This is a genomic window from Delftia sp. RIT313 (assembly GCF_000632165.1).
GTDB lineage: Bacteria > Pseudomonadota > Gammaproteobacteria > Burkholderiales > Burkholderiaceae_C > Comamonas > Comamonas acidovorans.
Map to the genome: position 1 here is coordinate 20984 of NZ_JFYT01000045.1, position 18605 is coordinate 39588.

Annotated in this window: 16 protein-coding genes; 15 read left to right on the top strand and 1 reads right to left on the bottom strand. The window is 67.3% G+C overall.

From position 1 onward, the window contains the following. Positions 1–6: 6 nt before the first annotated feature. Positions 7–1677 carry an MBL fold metallo-hydrolase gene (locus BW39_RS12340; protein ID WP_043822021.1) on the bottom strand — a complete coding sequence of 557 codons (1671 nt, stop codon included), beginning with the start codon at positions 1675–1677 and terminating at the stop codon, positions 7–9. Between the two features lie 115 nt (positions 1678–1792). On the opposite strand from BW39_RS12340, the gene dapF reads away from it, so the two are divergent. The 15 genes from dapF to mraY all read left to right on the top strand — a co-directional run bounded on the left by dapF (position 1793) and on the right by mraY (position 18604). Continuing rightward, a complete protein-coding gene (dapF, locus tag BW39_RS12345; RefSeq protein WP_043822023.1) occupies positions 1793–2653 on the top strand; it encodes a diaminopimelate epimerase in 861 nt (286 codons plus the stop codon). Next, positions 2650–3363: a DUF484 family protein gene (locus BW39_RS12350; protein ID WP_012203384.1), complete on the top strand. Its 714-nt coding sequence runs from the start codon at positions 2650–2652 to the stop codon at positions 3361–3363. Before dapF ends, BW39_RS12350 begins: the two co-directional genes overlap by 4 nt. 14 nt (positions 3364–3377) lie before the next feature. Beyond that, on the top strand, positions 3378–4469 hold the full coding sequence (locus BW39_RS12355; RefSeq protein ID WP_043822025.1) for a tyrosine recombinase XerC: 1092 nt from the start codon (positions 3378–3380) through the stop codon (positions 4467–4469). Between the two features lie 134 nt (positions 4470–4603). Then, positions 4604–5719: a CobW family GTP-binding protein gene (locus tag BW39_RS12360; protein WP_043822026.1), complete on the top strand. Its 1116-nt coding sequence runs from the start codon at positions 4604–4606 to the stop codon at positions 5717–5719. A 531-nt stretch (positions 5720–6250) separates the two neighbouring features. Then, positions 6251–6745 (top strand): RNA polymerase-binding protein DksA, encoded by a 495-nt coding sequence (dksA, locus tag BW39_RS12365; RefSeq protein WP_012203387.1) that lies wholly within the window; start codon positions 6251–6253, stop codon positions 6743–6745. A 45-nt stretch (positions 6746–6790) separates the two neighbouring features. Beyond that, complete coding sequence (locus BW39_RS12370) at positions 6791–8572, top strand: STAS domain-containing protein (protein WP_052155326.1); 1782 nt, start codon at positions 6791–6793, stop codon at positions 8570–8572. Positions 8573–8696: 124 nt separating this feature from the next. Next, positions 8697–9242: an ATP-dependent protease subunit HslV gene (gene hslV, locus BW39_RS12375; protein WP_012203389.1), complete on the top strand. Its 546-nt coding sequence runs from the start codon at positions 8697–8699 to the stop codon at positions 9240–9242. A gap of 117 nt (positions 9243–9359) precedes the next feature. Continuing rightward, complete coding sequence (gene hslU / locus BW39_RS12380; protein ID WP_170962086.1) at positions 9360–10679, top strand: ATP-dependent protease ATPase subunit HslU; 1320 nt, start codon at positions 9360–9362, stop codon at positions 10677–10679. A gap of 368 nt (positions 10680–11047) precedes the next feature. Next, complete coding sequence (gene mraZ, locus BW39_RS12385) at positions 11048–11476, top strand: division/cell wall cluster transcriptional repressor MraZ (protein WP_012203391.1); 429 nt, start codon at positions 11048–11050, stop codon at positions 11474–11476. Positions 11477–11491: 15 nt separating this feature from the next. Continuing rightward, complete coding sequence (gene rsmH / locus BW39_RS12390; RefSeq protein ID WP_012203392.1) at positions 11492–12421, top strand: 16S rRNA (cytosine(1402)-N(4))-methyltransferase RsmH; 930 nt, start codon at positions 11492–11494, stop codon at positions 12419–12421. A gap of 37 nt (positions 12422–12458) precedes the next feature. Further along, positions 12459–12743: a cell division protein FtsL gene (ftsL, locus tag BW39_RS12395; RefSeq protein ID WP_012203393.1), complete on the top strand. Its 285-nt coding sequence runs from the start codon at positions 12459–12461 to the stop codon at positions 12741–12743. After that, on the top strand, positions 12740–14488 hold the full coding sequence (locus BW39_RS12400; protein ID WP_043822029.1) for a peptidoglycan D,D-transpeptidase FtsI family protein: 1749 nt from the start codon (positions 12740–12742) through the stop codon (positions 14486–14488). Before ftsL ends, BW39_RS12400 begins: the two co-directional genes overlap by 4 nt. Continuing rightward, on the top strand, positions 14485–16014 hold the full coding sequence (locus BW39_RS12405; protein ID WP_043822031.1) for a UDP-N-acetylmuramoyl-L-alanyl-D-glutamate--2,6-diaminopimelate ligase: 1530 nt from the start codon (positions 14485–14487) through the stop codon (positions 16012–16014). The genes BW39_RS12400 and BW39_RS12405 overlap by 4 nt, the downstream gene beginning before the upstream one ends. After that, positions 16011–17435, top strand: a complete 1425-nt coding sequence (locus BW39_RS12410; RefSeq protein ID WP_043822033.1) for a UDP-N-acetylmuramoyl-tripeptide--D-alanyl-D-alanine ligase — start codon at positions 16011–16013, stop codon at positions 17433–17435. The genes BW39_RS12405 and BW39_RS12410 overlap by 4 nt, the downstream gene beginning before the upstream one ends. Beyond that, on the top strand, positions 17426–18604 hold the full coding sequence (gene mraY / locus BW39_RS12415; protein WP_043822034.1) for a phospho-N-acetylmuramoyl-pentapeptide-transferase: 1179 nt from the start codon (positions 17426–17428) through the stop codon (positions 18602–18604). Before BW39_RS12410 ends, mraY begins: the two co-directional genes overlap by 10 nt. Position 18605 lies beyond the last annotated feature (1 nt).

Consider the following 18605-nt stretch of genomic DNA (forward strand, 5'->3'; position numbering starts at 1 on the left):
TGCTGGTCATTGCCGCCCGCACAGCGCACGGATGCGCTCCACATGCGCCAGCAGCGAGCGCTCGGCAATCGGCCACAGCTGGGGCGGGGCGTCGTCATAGGCCAGCCGCACCCAGTCCTGCACGCTGCCGTCGGGCTGTTTTTGCATGGCGGCCAGCACCTTGGCCTCGCGCGCCAGCCGGTGGGCCTTGAGTTTGGCGATCGCCTGGCGCGCAAAGCCCAGCACATAGCCATGGGCCGGCAGGATGAAGCGCGCATCGTGCGCGGCGCACAGCGCGTCGAGCCTGTCCAGCGAATCGATGTAGTCGCGCATGTTGCCGTCAGGCGGATCGATGATGGTGGTGCTGCCATTGAGGATGTGGTCGCCGCTGAACAGCAGGGCGTCTTCCTCCAGCACAAAGCACACATGGTTGGCCGCATGGCCGGGCGTGAACACGGCTTGCAGGGTGTGGGTGGTGCCAGTTTGCGCATCCTGCAGCACGATGCGCTGGCCGTCGGTCAGTGCGTAGTCGGGGGTGAAGCGGCTGGCCGGCCGGGCCGTGGGCGCCGAGGGCAGGCCGCCAATGGCGGGCCTGGGCCTGCCGGCCTGCACCGCCAGCGCCTGCAGCAGCGCGGCGCCCGGCGAGTGGTCGGCATGGGAGTGCGTGCACAGGATGTGGCGTATGTCGCCGCCCGCCGCATCGAACAGGCGCTGCACATGGGCGGCATCGGCCGGGCCGGGGTCGATGGCGGCGTAGCCCGTGGCGGCATCGCCCACCAGATAGCTGTTGGTGCCGGGGCCGGTCATCACGCCGGGGTTGGGTGCCGTCAGGCGCAGCAGGTTCTTGCGCAGTGGCACGGCGCGCTCGCTCTGCCAGTCCAGCGTGTGCAGGATCTGGCCGTCCGGGCAGACCATTTCCAGCTCGCCGAAGGGGGCCTCGTCCTCCATGTGGCGGGCTTCCTTGCCATTGAGAAAGCCGGTGCGCGGGCAGCACTGCCACAGCGGCTGCTCGCCTTGCAGGGCGGCGAACACGGCTTCGGTGCCCGCGAAGCGGCTGAGCCGGTCCAGCGTGCGGATGGTGGGGAAGATCATGGGGAAGCTGCCCGCGCGGTGGCGCTCCAGCGCTTCCTGCGGGCGCACCCAGATGGGCTCGAACTGTTCCGACCCGTCGGCGTCGGGTTCCTGGTCTTCGGGCATGCGCGCCACGAAGAAGGGCACATCGAAGCGCCGGGGCTGGTCGCGGTCGGCCGTCCAGTGGGCCAGGTACCACAGCGCATCCACGGCCAGGCGCAGGCCGCGTGCCTCGCACTGGGGCACCAGCGGCGCCTTGCGGTCCAGCGTGGCCAGTTCGGCGGCAGATACCGGCCGGCCCTGGGCGTCGTGGGCCAGCAAAATGCCGAGCTCCTCGAAGGTCTCGCGCAGGCCGGCGATGGCCTGGGTGATGCGCAGTCCGTCGCCAGCCTGGGCCGGGCGGGTGCTGGCGCGGGCATGGGCGGCCTCGGCCGCGTCCTGGGCCTCGATGCCGCCGCCCGGGAAGACATAGGCGCTGGGCACGAAGCTGGCCTTGGGCGAGCGCCGCGTCATCAGCACCTCCAGCCCCTGGCCATCGGCGCGGTCGCGCAGCAGCAGGACGGTGGAGGCCTTGAGCGTGTCTACAGGCTGGCGCTGGGGGTGCAGGAGCTGGCTGGGGCGGGTCATGGGGGCATTATGCGGATTGGCCCGCCCGCCGCTGTTGCGCAAGAGACGCAAGTACTGCTGCGGGGCATGGCCCCGGATTGCGCCATGAGGCTGCCGTGCAGGGGATAATCGCCGGATGCAGATCCGCTTTACCAAGATGCAGGGCGCTGGCAACGATTTCGTGGTCCTCGACGAAACCGCCGGCCCGCTGGGCCTGAGCGCAGCCCAGTACCGCTTCCTCGCCCATCGCCAATTCGGCGTGGGCGCCGACCAGATCCTCACGGTGCGGCCCTCGCCCGCCGAAGGCATCGATTTCGAATATGTGATCCACAACGCCGACGGCGGAGAGGTCGAGCAGTGCGGCAACGGCGCGCGCTGCTTTGCGCGCTATGTGCACGACAAGGGCCTGACCGGCAAGTCCGTCATCCGCGTGCAGACGCTGGCCGGCCTCATCGCCCCCGAGCTGCATGCCGATGGCCGCGTCACCGTGGACATGGGCCAGCCCGTGCTGGACCCCTCCCTGGTGCCCTTCAATAGTGCAGACCTTGTGCCCCGCCCGCTGGGTGCGGCGCAGCAATGGCCCCTGCAGCTGGGCGACGAGGCCACGGTCTGGATCGCCCCCGTTTCCATGGGCAACCCGCATGCGGTGCAACTGGTGGACGATGTGGACCACGCCCCCGTGGCCACCTGGGGCCCGCTGATCGAGCGCCATGCGCGCTTTCCCCAGCGCGTCAATGCGGGATTCATGCAGATCGTCGATCGCGGCCAGATCCGGCTGCGTGTTTACGAGCGCGGTGCCGGCGAGACGCTGGCCTGCGGCACGGGCGCCTGCGCGGCCGTGGTGGCCGGCATTCGCTGGGGGCTGCTCGACGCGCGCGTCGATGTGCACACCCGCGGCGGCCGGCTGACCATCGAGTGGGACGGCGGCGCGGTGCGCATGACCGGCCCCGCAGAGTTTGTTTTTGAAGGACAGATCGAGGTTCCCGACCAGCCATGAACAGCACTACCGATATCGCCGTCACCGAAGAGACGATTGCCGACTACCTGCTGAACCATCCGGAATTCTTCGAGCGCCACGCCGAGATGCTCGCGCGTGTGCAGCTGGTCAGCAGCCACAGCCCGCGCACCGTCAGCCTGCAGGAACGCCAAGCCGAGATGCTGCGCGAGAAGATCAAGGGCCTGGAGCACCGCATCATGGACATGATGCGCCACAGCAGCGAGAACGCCTCCATCGGCGACAAGCTGCATGCCTGGAGCTGCGCCCTGGCCAAGGTCCAGGACCTGCGCGAGCTGCCCCACGCGCTCACGGCCAGCCTGCAGCATGTCTTCGAGGTGCCCCAGGTGGCCCTGCGCCTGTGGAACGTCTCCGGCGCCCAGACCAGCAGCATCTACACCATGGGCGTCAGCGAGGACGCCAAGTCCTTTGCGGCGTCGCTGACCATGCCGTTTTGCGGCCCCAACATGGGCTTCGAGCCCGGCGGCTGGCTGGTCGATCCCGATGCGGCCCAGTCCCTGGCCCTGCTCACGCTGCATGACGGCGACAGCATCAACCCCGCCAATGCCTTCGGCATGCTGGTGCTGGGGTCTCCCGATCCGCTGCGCTTCGAGGCCACCATGGGCACGGAATTCCTCTCGCGCATCTCGGCCCTGGCCAGCGCGGCCCTGTCGCGCATGCGGCCCGTGCCGCTGACCCTGGCGCGCGGCTGACCGGCTGAAAGCCCATGCCGGGAGCATCGGACAGGGACGGGCTCCCGGAAGGCGATCTTCCGGCAGAGGATCTGGCGGCAGAGAACCTGGCGATGCTCCCCGCCGCCGTCCATGCCTATCTGGAGCATGTGCGCGTGCAAAAGCGCCTGGCCGACCGCACCTGCGCACTCTATGCGCTGGACATGGCCCGGCTTTGCACCATGGCCCGCGACGCCGGCCAGGAGCTGCTGGCGCTGCAGCCCGCCCACATCCGCCGCTTCGTGGCCCAGATGCATTCCCGGGGCCGCAGCCCGCGCGGCATTGCGCTCATCCTGTCTGGCTGGCGCAGCTTCTTCCGCTGGGCAGCTCAGCAATCGCTGGTGCCCTTCAATCCCGTCGAGGGCGTGCGCGGTCCCAAGGCCCCCAAACCCCTGCCCAAGGCATTGGGCGTGGATGACGCCGTGCAGCTGGCCGCCTTCAGCAACGGCGACGCCGACCCCTGGATCGAGGCACGTGACGCCGCCATCACCGAACTGCTCTACAGCTGCGGCCTGCGCGTGGGCGAGCTGGTGGGCCTGGACGTGGCGCCCGGCCAGGACACGCAGCGCCAGGGCCGTGGCTGGATAGATTTGCAGGCCGCCGATGCCCATGTGCAGGGCAAGGGCGGCAAGCGGCGCACCGTGCCCGTGGGCGCCGCCGCGCTGCAGGCGCTGCAGCGCTGGCTGGCCTTGCGGGACACGGGCCTGGCTGGCGCGGCGGCCCAGGCGGCGCGGCAGGAGCCGGCGCTGTTCATTGGCCGGCGTGGCGAACGCCTGGGCGCGCAGTCGGTCTGGGCGCGGCTGCGCCAGCGCGGCCAGCAGGCCGGCCTGTCGGCCGGTGTCCATCCCCATGTGCTGCGGCATTCGTTTGCCAGCCACATGCTGCAGTCCAGCGGCGACCTGCGCGCCGTGCAGGAATTGCTGGGCCACGCCAGCATCTCGACCACGCAGATCTACACGCGCCTGGATTTCCAGCATCTGGCCCAGGCCTACGAGAGCGCCCATCCGCGCGCGCGGCGCCAGAGCGGGGACGGCAGCGACAGTGGCGATGGCAATGGAGATAGCGATGAAAAGGGCGGCCTCGGATAAAAAAGGCCAAGCCCTCTGGCAAAACGGCACTTGACAGGCTCGCTAAACTTATTCGGAACGTCTTTTCGACAAGGCCCGTCCATGGTGGACGGGCCTTGCCGCTTCCCTTTGCTGAATTTTCTGAAAGCAATTCCATGGCACTGATTCCCGTCACCATCCTCACCGGCTTCCTGGGCTCGGGCAAGACCACGCTGCTCAAGCGCGTGCTCAGCGAGTCCCACGGCATGAAGATCGCCGTGATCGAGAACGAGTTCGGCGAAGAGAACATCGACACCGACATCCTCAGGACGGAGTCCAAGGAGCAGATCCTGCAGATGAGCAACGGCTGCATCTGCTGCACCATCCGCGAAGACCTGCGCGAAACCCTGCAGCTGCTGGCCGCCAAGCGCCGCAAGGGCCTGGTGGAGTTCGACCGCATCGTGATCGAGACCACGGGCCTGGCCGATCCCGGCCCCGTCGCCCAGACCTTCTTCATGGACGACGAGATCGCCGAGACCTATCTGATCGACTCCATCCTCACCCTGGTCGATGCCAAGCACGCCAACCAGCAGCTGGACGACCGCCAGGAGGCGCGCCGCCAGGTGGGCTTTGCCGACCAGCTGTTCCTGTCCAAGACCGACCTGGTCAGCGAGGACGAGAAGAACGCGCTCATCCACCGCCTCAAGCACATGAACCCGCGCGCGCCCATCCGCGCCGTGCATTTCGGCGAAGTGCCCCTGAACGAAGTCTTCGACCTGCGCGGCTTCAACCTCAATGCCAAGCTGGACATCGATCCCGACTTCCTCAAGGAAGACGACCACGACCACGGACATGACCATGGCCACAAGCATGAGCATGACGAGCACTGCGGCCACGACCATGGCCATAAGCACGACGAGAACTGCGGGCACGACCACGCCCATGACCACGAGCACGGCGAGCACTGCAAGCATCCGCACCACCATCACCACGATGACGACGTCAAGAGCTTCGTCTACCGTGCCGACCGGGCCTTTGACCCTGCCCGCCTGGAGGACTTCCTGGGCGCCATCGTCAACATCTACGGCCCGCGCATGCTGCGCTACAAGGGCGTGCTGAACATGCAGGGCACGGAGCGCAAGGTCATTTTCCAGGGCGTGCACCAGCTCATGGGCAGCGACCTGGGACCGCAGTGGGCCGAGGGCGAAAAGCGCCAGAGCAAGATGGTCTTCATTGGCATCGACCTGCCCCAGGACATCTTCCTGCAGGGCCTGGAGCAGTGCCTGGTCTGAGTTTTTTGTGAACCTTTGTGGGCAATCGGATGGCTTTTTGCTGACATCTGAATGACACAGGGGCCGCCCGCATGCGTGGGCGGCCCCTTTGCATTCCTGTGGGGTATGTGCAACGGCTTGCGCTCCTGTAGAGCATCGATACAATCGCGCCCCTGAAGAGAGCCCCCAAGCCCAATGGACTGCCCCGCAGGGGTCGCCCATACCGTGAGGAGACAGCAAGTGAGCGCCGAATCCAGCAAGAAGCCGTCAGTGGCCGCACCGGCCCCGGCTGCAAGCCAGAAGGCCGCGGTCCGCACTGCGGTCGGCGTTGCCGACCTGGTGTCCCTTGCTGACCGCAAAAGGGCTCTTTGCACGCACGGCCGCCGCACGGCCTGGATTGCCGCACCCCGCCGCACGGGGAAGCCGGCAGGTTCCGCAACTGCGGCGATCGGCTGTCCTACACGGCATTCGACCCGGGCGCCCCGATTGACAGTACCATCCATGGCCCCGTCCGAAGCCCTCGGCGCGGACTAAGTTAGCGAAACCAACACTATGCCTACCACTACGCAAACGCCTTCGTCGGGATCGACGAAACGAGACCCCAAGCTGGCCAATGCCTGGAAGACCAAGTCGGTGGAAGAACTGACGGATGCCGAAGTGCTGGCCATGTCGGATGACGAATACATGAATGAGAAGCAGATGGCGTTCTTCCGCCTCAAGCTGCTCACTCTCAAGCACGACATGCACACCAACGCGGGTGAGACGGCAGAAAACCTGCGCGAGGACACCGTGGTGGTTCCCGATCCGGCCGACCGCGCCACCATCGAGGAAGAGCATGCGCTGGAACTGCGCACGCGCGACCGCGAACGCAAGCTGCTCAAGAAGATCGAGCAATCCATTGCACGCATCGACGCAGGCGACTACGGCTACTGCGACGAGACCGGCGAGCCCATCGGCGTGGGCCGCCTGCTGGCCCGCCCCACGGCCACGCTGTCGCTGGAAGCCCAGCAGCGCCGTGAGCTCAAGCAGAAGATGTATGGGGATTGAGTTGCAGCAACGGCCAGCAGGCCGTTGGTGCTAATCTGACTCGCCATGGCAAAAGAAGAGAGCAGCAAATCGGGGGGGTTGTTGTCCAAGGTGGTGCGCTTTGTGCGCCACCCTACGGTCAATTGGTCCGACCTCGACGGCCTGGACGGGGAGCAGGAAAGCCAGTACAGCAAGCAGGCGCTCAAGGAAATGATCGAGCGCAAGCGCCGCAACGATTTCGTGCGCAAGCGCGAGTTCGACCAGCTGCGCCGCCTGCGCCAGGCCGAGCTGCAACAGGCCTCCAGGCCGGGCAGCGCACCGGTCGGTGTGCCCGGCCCCGCCGCGCAGGGCTCGCAATTTCTCAGCAGCCTGCTGAGCTCCAAATCCTCCGGTGAACGCGCCGTCACGCTCAAGAAGATCGACGAGATCGAGGCCCAGATGTCCCAGCAATGGTGGCGGGGCAAGCAGGCGGCCGATGCAACCACCATTCCCATGGCGCTGCCAGCGGGCGGCAACCCCGCTCCGGCCTCGTTTCGCAAGCAGCCGCCGCCGTCTGGGCAGATTCCCATGCTCAGCGACGTGGTGCCGCCGGCCATTGCCTCGGCCGGCGACGTGGCGGCCTTTGCCACCACCTTGCCCATGAGCCTGGCACCTGCGCCGCAGGTGCCCTCCGTCTCGACGGCTCCCATTATTGACCCCATGCCCATGGCCCGCCCCCTGCGGCCATTGGAGGGGGCGACCGATTTCCTGCCGGCCTTCGCGGCCACCGAGGTCTCTCCGCCGCAGCCCATGGACATGGTGCCGCCCTGCTTCGTGGTGTTCGAGCACGATCCCGACCTGGAAGAGCCGGCCATCCTCTTTGCCAATGGCGATGTGGATGGCGCCGAGCAGGGCATGCTGGAGCTGATCGACCGGCGCGATGTTCCCGCGCAGCTGCCGGTCTGGCTGGCCTTGCTGGACCTGTACCGTGCGGCCGACCGCCCGCTGCAGTTCGACAAGGCGGGCATCGAATTCGCGGCGCGCTTCGGCCGCTCCGCTCCCCAATGGTTTGCGATGCCGCAACAGCGCACCGCCCCCGTGGTGTCCATGCCGGGCGCAGCGGCCGGGCGTGGCTGGCGCTGGAGCGCACCTGCACAGATCACGCCGAGTGCCGTGACGGCGCTGAAGGCCTCCCAGGCCAAGGCTTCCAGTCCCTGGAGCCTGGACTGGGCTGCCGTGGCCGGCATCGACGATGCGGCGGCCACGCCCCTGGAGGCGCTGCTGCAGCAATGGGCGGGCTCGCAGGGCGTGTTCGTGCTGCTCAATGCGGACCGGCTGCTGGTGCTGCTGGGCACGCTGGCTCCCTCGGGCGATTCCAGCGTGGATACGCTGTGGTGGCGGTTGCGCATGGCGGTGCTGCGTTTGATGAACCGGCAGGATGATTTCGAGCTGGTGGCGCTGGACTACTGCGTCACCTACGAGGTCTCGCCTCCCTCGTGGGTGGACCCGGTCTGCCAATGCCTGACGCAAGCCGTCGAAACCGAGGGCGCGGATGCGCCCCTGCAGGCAGGCATTGCTGCCACGGCGGACGCCGTGCGATTTGCGCTGGCCGGCACCATTGAAGGCGATGCCTCCACCTGGCTTGACCCGGTGCAGGATGGGGCCAGCCTGGGCGAGCCCGTGTTCATCGACTGCACCCAACTGGTGCGCATGGACTTTGCGGCAGCCGGCTCCGTGCTCAACTGGGCTGCCCACATGCAGTCGCTGGGCCATGTGCTGCAGTTCGGCCAACTGCACCAGCTGGTGGCGGTGTTCTTCAATGTGATCGGCATCCAGGAGCACGCGCAGGTCACTCCACGGCGGGACTGATCCTGCCGCGCGGCGGCTGCGCCACACCCCTTCCGGCAGGACGGCGCGCTCGCCGCGAAGAGCGCGTGGGCATTCTTTGAGCAGACCCTTGAGAAGGCCGCCTTCGCCCTCATCTGGCACCGCTATGGAACAGTATCACGGCACCACCATCATCAGCGTGCGCCGGCAGACCCCCGAAGGCGTGCAGGTCGCCATCGGCGGCGATGGCCAGGTCACATTGGGCAACATCGTCGTCAAGGGCACCGCGCGCAAGGTGCGCAAGCTCTACCACGGCAAGGTGCTTGCCGGCTTTGCCGGCGCCACGGCAGACGCCTTCACGCTGTTCGAGCGCTTCGAGGCCAAGCTGGAAAAGCACCAGGGCCACCTGACGCGCGCAGCCATCGAGCTGACCAAGGACTGGCGCACCGACCGCGTGCTGCGCCGTCTGGAGGCCATGCTGGCCGTGGCCGACGCATCCGCCTCGCTGATCATCACCGGCAACGGCGACGTGCTGGAGCCCGAGCAGGGCATCGTGTCCATCGGCTCGGGCGGCGCCTACGCGCACTCTGCGGCCAAGGCGCTGCTGACCAATACCGAGCTGTCGGCCGAGGAGATCGTGCGCAAGTCGCTGGCCATTGCCGGCGAGCTGTGCATCTACACCAACATGCACCACACGGTCGAGACGCTCTGACACCCGCGCGGCGCCGGCTCGCCCAGCAGGCCGGCGATCGAAACGCACGGCATTGAAACTCACAGTCGCCAGCGGCCAGGCAACGGGGCTGGCGGCGCAATGCATCGAATACACACCATGTCCTCTGCCATGACCCCCCAGGAGATCGTCTCCGAACTGGACCGTCACATCGTCGGCCAGGCTGGCGCCAAGCGCGCCGTGGCCATCGCGCTGCGCAACCGCTGGCGCCGCCAGAACGTGGCCGACGGCCTGCGGCAGGAGATCACGCCCAAGAACATCCTCATGATCGGCCCCACAGGCGTGGGCAAGACCGAGATCGCGCGCCGCCTGGCGCGGCTGGCCGATGCGCCCTTCATCAAGGTCGAGGCCACCAAGTTCACCGAAGTGGGCTACGTGGGCAAGGACGTGGATGCCATCATCCGCGACCTGGCCGAGGTGGCCGTCAAGCAGACGCGCGAGGCCGACATGAAGAAGCTGCGCCTGCGCGCCGAAGACGCGGCCGAGGACCGCATCCTTGACGTGCTCGTGCCCCAGGCCCGCAGCGGCGAGGTGGCCGCCGACAACACGGCACGCCAGGTTTTCCGCAAGAAGCTGCGCGAGGGCCAGCTCGACGACAAGGAAATCGAGATCGATGTCGCCGACGCGCCGCCCCAGGTGCAGATCATGGGTCCCCAGGGCATGGAAGAGATGGCCGAGCAGCTGCGCGGCATGTTCAGCCACATGGGCCAGGAAAAGCGCAAGACGCGCAAGCTGCGCATTGCCGAAGCCATGAAGCTGCTGACCGACGAGGAAGCGGCAAAACTGGTCAACGAGGAAGACGTGCGCACCCGCGCCATCGCCAATGCCGAGCAGAACGGCATCGTCTTCATTGACGAGATCGACAAGGTGGCCACGCGCCAGGAAACCAGCGGCTCCGACATCTCGCGCCAGGGCGTGCAGCGCGACCTGCTGCCCCTGGTCGAAGGCACCAGCGTCTCCACCAAGTACGGCGTGGTCAAGACCGACCACATCCTGTTCATCGCCTCGGGCGCCTTCCACCTGTCCAAGCCCAGCGACCTCATCCCCGAGCTGCAGGGGCGCTTCCCGATCCGCGTGGAGCTGGACTCGCTGTCGGTCCAGGACTTCGAGGCCATCCTCACCCAGACCCATGCCTCCCTGGTCAAGCAGTACCAGGCGCTGCTGGCCACCGAAGGCGTCACGCTGGAATTCACGCCCGAAGGCATTACCCGGCTCGCCGGCATCGCCTTCGATGTCAACGAGCGCACCGAGAACATCGGCGCGCGCCGCCTGTCCACCGTGCTCGAGCGCCTGCTGGACGAGGTCAGCTTCGACGCGGCCAATCTGTCGGGCCAGACCATCTCCATCGACGCGGCCTACGTGGACCAGCGTCTGCAGTCCCTGAGCCAGGACGAAGACCTGTCGCGCTTCATCCTCTGAAACGGGCCGGCTGCCGCGCAGCCGCCACCGAAGTGACTGCCCGCATTGCCGGGCAGTCACTTTTTGTAGGAGGGTTGCCCGAGTTGCAACCGGTCGCCAGCGAATTGAATCGTTGCAATTGCGTGCAGGCTTTGAGAGATCACTTGCAGTCAGTCCTCTAAGTACTTGTAAAGCCAGGGATTTTTGTCACCACTCACATTGCATTCGGCTTCTAAGTTGTTGATTTCATTGCAAATAATTGTCCATTCCCGGGTTGTGAAACACCAAATTGCTGCTACAGTGCAAAAAAGTGCAATTAAGTGGTGAAAGTTGCCTTTGTGCCCCGATTTCCGGGACGCGATGGCTCCAACCGACCGGGGTGACTGACCGTGTTTCAAGGGGCGTCCTCGCTGAATCTCGATGGAAAGGGGCGGCTGTCTGTGCCGACCCGGCATCGTGACGCCCTTGTGGCCATGGCCCAGGGCCAGGTCACCCTCACCAAACATCCCCACGGTTGCCTGATGCTGTTCCCGCGCACGGAGTGGCTGCAGTTTCGCGAGCGGATCGCGCAGCTGCCCATGTCGGCGCAGTGGTGGAAGCGCATCTTCCTGGGTAACGCCATGGACGTGGACATGGATGCCACCGGCCGCGTGCTGGTGTCGCCCGAGCTGCGTGAAGCCGTGGGTCTGACCAAGGAGGTCGTGCTGCTGGGCATGGGTAACCATTTCGAGCTGTGGGACAAGGCCACTTATGAGGCACATGAAGCGAAGGCCATGCAGGAAGAAATGCCTGCGGCCTTCCAGGATTTTGCTTTCTAGGAAAGAGGCGTTTTCTTGAATCAGCCGTTGCAACACATCACCGTTTTGCTCGACGAGGCCGTCGATGCGCTGCTGGACGGCGCCGCACAGCCCGTTGCCGGGCAATGGGTGGACGCGACCTTCGGGCGAGGCGGGCATTCCCGGCGCATCCTGCAGCGGCTGGGGCCGGATGGGGCCTTGCTGGCGTTCGACAAGGACCCGGACGCGATCGAAGAGGCAGCGCGCATCACCGATGCGCGTTTTTCGATTCGGCACGAAGGGTTTCGCCACCTCAGCGAGCTGCCGGCCGGCAGCGTGCAGGGCGTGCTGATGGACCTGGGCGTGAGCTCTCCCCAGATCGACAACCCCGAGCGTGGCTTCAGCTTCCGCTTCGAGGGTCCGCTGGACATGCGCATGGACACCACGCGCGGCCAGAGCGTGGCGGACTGGCTGGCGGAAGCCGATGCCCAGCAGATTGCGGAGGTGATACGTGACTACGGCGAAGAACGGTTTGCTGGCCCCATTGCAAAGGCGATTGTTGCTCGGCGCGAAAGCCAGGGGCCCCTTCGCAACACCGCGGAGCTTGCCGAGCTCGTGGCTGGCGCGGTCCGGACCCGCGAGGCTGGGCAGAACCCAGCGACACGCACATTCCAGGCTCTTCGGATTTTCATCAATGCCGAGCTTGAAGAGCTCGAACAGGCGCTAGAGGCCAGCCTGCGCGTGCTGGCGCCGGGCGGACGCCTGGTGGTGATCAGCTTCCACTCGCTGGAGGACCGCATCGTCAAGCAGTTCATCGCCAAGCACTCCAAGGAAGTCTATGACCGGCGCGCACCCTTTGCCGTGCCCACGCCCATGCGCCTTGAAGCGCTGGGCCGCATCAAGCCCAGCGAGGCCGAGGTCGCCGCCAATGCGCGCTCGCGCTCGGCCGTGATGCGCGTGGCCCGCCGCACCGGGGTGCCTGCATGAAGCGCATGCACCGTCTGGCGCAAGAGGAGGGCGTGGCATGCTGCGCCTGAACCTCGTGCTGCTGCTGGCGGTGATGGCCAGCGCCATCTTCCTGGTGCACAACCAGTACGAATCGCGCCGCCTGTTCACCGAACTGGACCGCGCCGTGGCCGAGTCGCGCCGCCTGGCCACCGAGCAGCAGCGCCTGCAGGTGGAAAAGCGCGCCCAGGCCACGCCACAGCGCATCGAGGTCATGGCGCGCGAGCGCCTGCAGATGAAGCCGGCCACGCCGGCCATCGCCCAGTACGTCAATGACGATGCGCGCACCGGAGTGGCTCCATGACGCGCAGCGTGCTCTACACCTCCAGCCCCTTGCTGGCGTCCAAGACACCCCTGTGGCGCAGCAAGATGATCGTGGCCATGCTGGGCCTGGGCTTTGTCGGCCTGGGTGCACGCGCGGCCTACGTGCAGGTGTTCGGCAACGACTTCTTCCAGCGCCAGGGCCAGGTGCGCTTTGCGCGCACGCTGGAGCTGCCGGCCAACCGCGGCCGCCTGCTGGACCGCAATGGACTGATCCTGGCCTCCAGCGTGCCGGCCGCCAGCATCTGGGCCATTCCCGAAGATGTCGAGCAGGATGACCCCGAGGTCAAGGCCAAGCTCAAGCAGCTGGCCGTGCTCATGGAGATGCCGCTGCCCGCGCTGATGGAAAAGCTGGCCGACGAGGACAAGACCTTCGTCTGGATCAAGCGCCAGCTCGACTGGGACATTGGCCAGCAGATCCATGCCCTCAACATCAAGGGCATCTACCAGCGCAAGGAATACAAGCGCCAGTACCCGGAAGGCGAATCGGCCGCCCACATCGTGGGCTTCACCAATGTGGAAGACCATGGCCAGGAAGGCATGGAGCTGGCCTTCGACAAGGAGCTCGGCGGCAAGCCCGGCTCGCGCCGCGTGATCAAGGACCGCCTGGGCCGCGTGGTCGAGGGCGTGGGCGAGGAAGTGCCGCCTCAGGACGGCCGCGACATCCAGCTGTCCGTGGACAGCAAGGTCCAGTACTTCGCCTACCAGAAGCTCAAGGAGCAGGTCATCGCGCACAAGGCCAAGGCGGGCAGCGTGGTGGTCATGGATGCGCACACCGGCGAACTGCTGGCCCTGGCCAACTACCCCAGCTACGTGCCCGACAAGCGCAAGAACCTGACGGGCGAGCAGCTGCGCAACCGCGCCATCACCGACACCTTCGAGCCCGGCTCGACCATGAAGCCCATCACCATCGGCCTGGCGCTGGAGTCGGGCCGCTTCAAGCCGGAAACGCCCATCGACACCACGCCGGGCCGCGTCAACGTCACGGGCTCGACGATTTCCGACACCCACAACTACGGCCTGCTCACCGTGGCCGGCGTGATCCAGAAGTCCAGCAACGTGGGCACGACCAAGATCGCGCTGCAGATGCCGGCCAAGGAAATGTGGGAAACCTTCTCGGCCGTGGGCTTCGGCCAGAAGCCGCAGATATCCTTCCCCGGCGCCGCCAGCGGTCGCCTGCGTCCCTACAAGACCTGGAGGCCGGTGGAGCAGGCCACCATGGGCTATGGCTACGGCCTGTCCGCCAGCCTGCTGCAGATGACGCGCAGCTACACCGTCTTTGCCAACGGCGGGCGCGTGATCCCGGCCACCATGGTCAAGACCGACGAGCCGCCCGTGGGCGTGCCCGTGTTCTCTCCGCGCACGGCCAATGAAGTGCGCAAGATGCTGGCCCTGGCGGCCGGCCCCGGCGGCACGGGCCAGCGCGCCCAGACCATCGGCTACTCGGTGGGCGGCAAGTCGGGCACGGCCCGCAAGCAGCAGGGCAAGGGCTATGCAGCCGGCAAGTACCGCGCTTGGTTCACGGGCATGGCGCCCATCGAGAACCCGCGCATCATCGTCGCCGTGATGGTGGACGAGCCCAGTGCAGGCACCATCTACGGCGGCACCGTGGCGGCACCCGTGTTCAGTGAAGTGGTGCAGCAGACGCTGCGCCTGATGGGCGTGCAGCCCGATATGGAAGTCAAGCCCTTGATCGTCGCCAACCCCGTGGAGGAGCCCTCGCTATGAGTTCCTCCCAAGCCCTGCGGGTGCTGTCCACGGCCACCGAGGCTGTCCAATGGCTGGCCGCCCGCCTGCAAGGCAGCGGCACGCTGCAGACCGACAGCCGCAAGGTCCGGCCCGGCGACGCCTTCATCGCCTGGCCCGGCGCGGCCACCGATGGCCGCGCCCATGTGGCCTCGGCCCTGGAGCGCGGTGCCATGGCCTGCCTGGTCGAAGCGCAGGGCGTCGAAGCCTTCGGTTTTTCCGGCGAGCACATCGCGGCGCTGCCCGGCCTCAAGGCCGCCACGGGCCTGATCGCCGACCAGTGGTTCCAGCATCCCAGCGCCCAGATCGACGTGCTGGCCGTGACCGGCACCAACGGCAAGACCACCACCGCCTGGTGGCTGGCGCACGCGCTGGCCCAGGTGAAGCTGCAGGAACGCAGCGGCTGCGCCCTGGTGGGCACGCTGGGCGTGGGCATTCCGCCCGCCATGGAATCCACGGGCATGACCACGCCCGACCCGGTGCGGCTGCAGCGCGCGTTCCGCGAGTACGCCGATGCGGGCCTGGCGGCCTGCGCCATCGAGGCCTCGTCCATCGGCATCGTCGAGCACCGGCTGGACGGCACGCGCATCCGCGTGGCGCTGTTCACCAATTTCACGCAGGACCACCTCGACTACCACGGCAGCATGCAGGCCTACTGGGATGCCAAGGCCGCGCTGTTCGACTGGCCCGGCCTGCAGGCCGCCGTCGTCAATGTGGACGACGTGCATGGCGCACGCCTGTGGGCCACGCTGCAGTCGCGCAAGCAGCCTGCCGCGCTCGACGTCTGGAGCATTTCCATGGAAGGCGCGGCGCGCCTGCAGGCCAAGGACATTGCGCTGGGTGCCGAGGGCTTGAGCTTCACCGTGATCGAGGCCGGCCACAGCCTGCGCATGCACACGCGCATGGTGGGCCAGTACAACGTATCCAACCTGCTGGGCGTGCTGGCCGCGCTGCGCTGCCTGGGCCTGACCCTGGACCAGGCCGTCGCCGCTTGCGCCCACCTGGAGCCCGTGCCCGGCCGCATGCAGCAGATCGTCCAGCCCGGCCAGCCGCTGGTGGCCGTGGACTACGCCCACACGCCCGATGCGCTGGACAAGGCCCTGCGTGCCCTGCGCCCGGCCGCCGAGCAGCGCCGTGGCCGGCTGTGGTGCGTGTTCGGCTGCGGCGGCGACCGCGATGCCACCAAGCGGCCGCTCATGGGGCAGGCCGCCCAGAAGAATGCCGACTGTGTGCTGGTCACCAGCGACAACCCGCGCAGCGAAGTGCCCGACCGCATCATCGACCAGATCCTGGCCGGCATGCAGCCGGGCGAGAACCTGCAGTCCCAGGCCGATCGCGCAGCGGCCATCGCCCAGGCGATTGCGCACGCCAGCGAACGCGACGTGGTGCTGATCGCCGGCAAGGGACATGAGGACTACCAGGAGACGGCAGGCCAGCGCCATCCGTTCTCCGACATGGCCGAGGCGCACAAGGCGCTGGCGGCCCGCGAAGGAAAGAAGCGGTCATGATGACCTTGCAACAAGCGCTGGAGCTGATCCAGTCGCATATCCCCCAGGCACGGCTGGTCGGCAACGGCCAGGCCGTGCTCACGCGCGTGCACACCGACACCCGCACGCTGCAGGCCGGGGATCTGTTCGTCGCCTTGAAGGGCGAGCGTTTCGATGCCAACCAGTTCCTGGCCCAGGCCCGCGAGGCCGGCGCTGCCGCAGCCCTGGCCCATGGCGGCCTGGAGGCCGCAGGCCTGTCCGGCATCGAGGTGCCCGATTCGCTGGCCGCCCTGGGCGCGCTGGCCACGGCCTGGCGCGCGCGCTTTGCGCTGCCGCTGATTGCCGTTACCGGCAGCAACGGCAAGACCACGGTCACGCAGATGGTGGCCTCCATCCTGCGCGCCCATGCGGGCGAGGCGGCCCTGGCCACGCGCGGCAACTTCAACAACTCCATCGGCCTGCCGCTGAGCCTGATGCGCATGACCGCCCAGCACCGCGTGGCCGTGCTGGAGATGGGCATGAACCATCCCGGCGAGATTGCCGAGCTGGCCGCCATCGGCCAGCCCACGGTGGCCCTGGTCAACAACGCGCAGCGCGAGCACCAGGAATTCATGCACACGGTCGAGGCCGTGGCGCGCGAGAACGGCAGCGTGCTGCTGTCCCTGCCCGCCGACGGCGTGGCCGTGTTCCCGGCCGGCGACACCTACACGCCGCTGTGGCGCGAGCTGGCCGCTGCGCGCCAGTGCCTGCTGTTCGGCGAGTCTGCCGATGGCGCCCAGGTCCATGCGCGCGATGCGCTGTGGCTGGGCGATGCCTGGCAGTTCACCCTGGTCACGCCCGAGGGCGAGGCCCCGGTGCGCCTGCACATTGCCGGCCGCCACAACGTGCGCAATGCGCTGGCCGCTGCGGCCTGCGCCCAGGCAGCCGGTGTGCCGCTGGCCGACATTGCACGCGGCCTGAGCGTGTTCGAGCCCGTGCAGGGCCGCTCGCGCGCACTGGGCGTTTCGGTGCAGGGCCGCACGGTCACCGTGATCGACGACAGCTACAACGCCAATCCCGACTCGGTGGCCGCAGCCATCGAGGTGCTGCGCGAACTGCCCGCTCCCCAGTTGCTGGTGCTGGGCGACATGGGCGAGGTCGGCGACCAGGGGCCGCAATTCCATGCCGAGGCTGGCGCGCTGGCGCGCAGCCTGGGCATTGCCCGGCTGTTCACGCTGGGCGCGCAAAGCACATCCGCCGCCACCGCATTCGGTGCAGGTGCGCGGCATTTCGAAGACATGGCCTCGCTGCAGCAGGCAGCCTGTGCCGCACTGCCCGAGGTGGGCAGCATTCTGGTCAAGGGTTCGAGGTTCATGAAGATGGAGCAGGTGGTTCAGGCGGTCGAGGCGGCCGAGGCGGCCGGCAAGGATGACGGTTGCAAGAAGGAGGCCGCATGCTGCTGATGCTGTCCCAATGGCTGCAGGGCCTGTCCCCCGAGTTCGGCTTTCTGCGCGTCTTCCAGTACCTCACGATGCGCGCCGTGATGGCCGCGCTCACGGCCCTGGTCATCGGACTGCTGGCCGGGCCGCGCCTGATCCGCATGCTGACCTCGCTCAAGATCGGCCAGCCCGTGCGCGGCTACGGCATGGAGACCCATCTGGCCAAGAGCGGCACGCCCACCATGGGCGGGGCGCTGATCCTGCTGTCCATTGCCGTTTCCACGCTGCTGTGGTTCGACCTGTCCAACCGCTTCGTCTGGATCGTGCTGCTGGTCACGCTGGGCTTTGGCACCATCGGCTGGGTGGACGACTGGCGCAAGGTGGTCAACAAGGACCCCGAAGGCATGCGCTCGGGCGAGAAGTATTTCTGGCAGTCCGTCATCGGCCTGCTGGCCGCGCTGTACCTGGTGTTCTGCATTTCCGAGAACTCCAATGCCCAGGTCTTCGAGATGTTCGTCACCTGGGTGCAGTCCGGCTTTGCGCTGGACCTGCCGCCCAAGGCGGGCCTGCTCGTGCCTTTCTTCAAGGAAGTCAGCTACCCGCTGGGCGTGCTGGGCTTCGTGATCATGACCTACCTGGTCATCGTGGGCGCCAGCAATGCCGTGAACCTGACCGACGGGCTGGACGGCCTGGCGATCATGCCCGTGATCATGGTGGGCTCGGCCCTGGGCATCTTCGCCTACGTCACCGGCAATGCCGGCTACGCCAAGTACCTGCTGTTCCCGCACATCCCGGGTTCGGGCGAGCTGCTGGTGTACTGCGCGGCCATGGCCGGCGCGGGCCTGGCCTTCCTCTGGTTCAACGCCCACCCGGCCCAGGTGTTCATGGGCGACGTGGGTGCGCTGGCGCTGGGCGCCTCGCTGGGCACCATTGCCGTCATCGTGCGCCAGGAAATCGTGCTGGCCATCATGGGCGGCATCTTCGTGGTGGAGGCGCTGTCGGTGATGCTGCAGGTCACCTGGTTCAAGTTCACCAAGAAGCGCTACGGCCAGGGCCGCCGCCTGCTCAAGATGGCGCCGCTGCACCACCACTTCGAAAAGAGTGGCTGGAAGGAGACCCAGGTCGTGATCCGCTTCTGGATCATCACCATGCTGCTGTGCCTGCTGGGCCTGTCCACGCTGAAGCTGAGGTGAG

Bases quoted from the DNA above. Each gene is read 5' to 3' on its own strand.
- BW39_RS12340 (WP_043822021.1), bottom strand. From the start codon at position 1,677: ATGACCCGCCCCAGCCAGCTCCTGCACCCCCAGCGCCAGCCTGTAGAC.
- dapF (WP_043822023.1), top strand. From the start codon at position 1,793: ATGCAGATCCGCTTTACCAAGATGCAGGGCGCTGGCAACGATTTCGTG.
- BW39_RS12350 (WP_012203384.1), top strand. From the start codon at position 2,650: ATGAACAGCACTACCGATATCGCCGTCACCGAAGAGACGATTGCCGAC.
- BW39_RS12355 (WP_043822025.1), top strand. From the start codon at position 3,378: ATGCCGGGAGCATCGGACAGGGACGGGCTCCCGGAAGGCGATCTTCCG.
- BW39_RS12360 (WP_043822026.1), top strand. From the start codon at position 4,604: ATGGCACTGATTCCCGTCACCATCCTCACCGGCTTCCTGGGCTCGGGC.
- dksA (WP_012203387.1), top strand. From the start codon at position 6,251: ATGCCTACCACTACGCAAACGCCTTCGTCGGGATCGACGAAACGAGAC.
- BW39_RS12370 (WP_052155326.1), top strand. From the start codon at position 6,791: ATGGCAAAAGAAGAGAGCAGCAAATCGGGGGGGTTGTTGTCCAAGGTG.
- hslV (WP_012203389.1), top strand. From the start codon at position 8,697: ATGGAACAGTATCACGGCACCACCATCATCAGCGTGCGCCGGCAGACC.
- hslU (WP_170962086.1), top strand. From the start codon at position 9,360: ATGTCCTCTGCCATGACCCCCCAGGAGATCGTCTCCGAACTGGACCGT.
- ftsL (WP_012203393.1), top strand. From the start codon at position 12,459: ATGCTGCGCCTGAACCTCGTGCTGCTGCTGGCGGTGATGGCCAGCGCC.
- BW39_RS12400 (WP_043822029.1), top strand. From the start codon at position 12,740: ATGACGCGCAGCGTGCTCTACACCTCCAGCCCCTTGCTGGCGTCCAAG.
- BW39_RS12405 (WP_043822031.1), top strand. From the start codon at position 14,485: ATGAGTTCCTCCCAAGCCCTGCGGGTGCTGTCCACGGCCACCGAGGCT.
- BW39_RS12410 (WP_043822033.1), top strand. From the start codon at position 16,011: ATGATGACCTTGCAACAAGCGCTGGAGCTGATCCAGTCGCATATCCCC.
- mraY (WP_043822034.1), top strand. From the start codon at position 17,426: ATGCTGCTGATGCTGTCCCAATGGCTGCAGGGCCTGTCCCCCGAGTTC.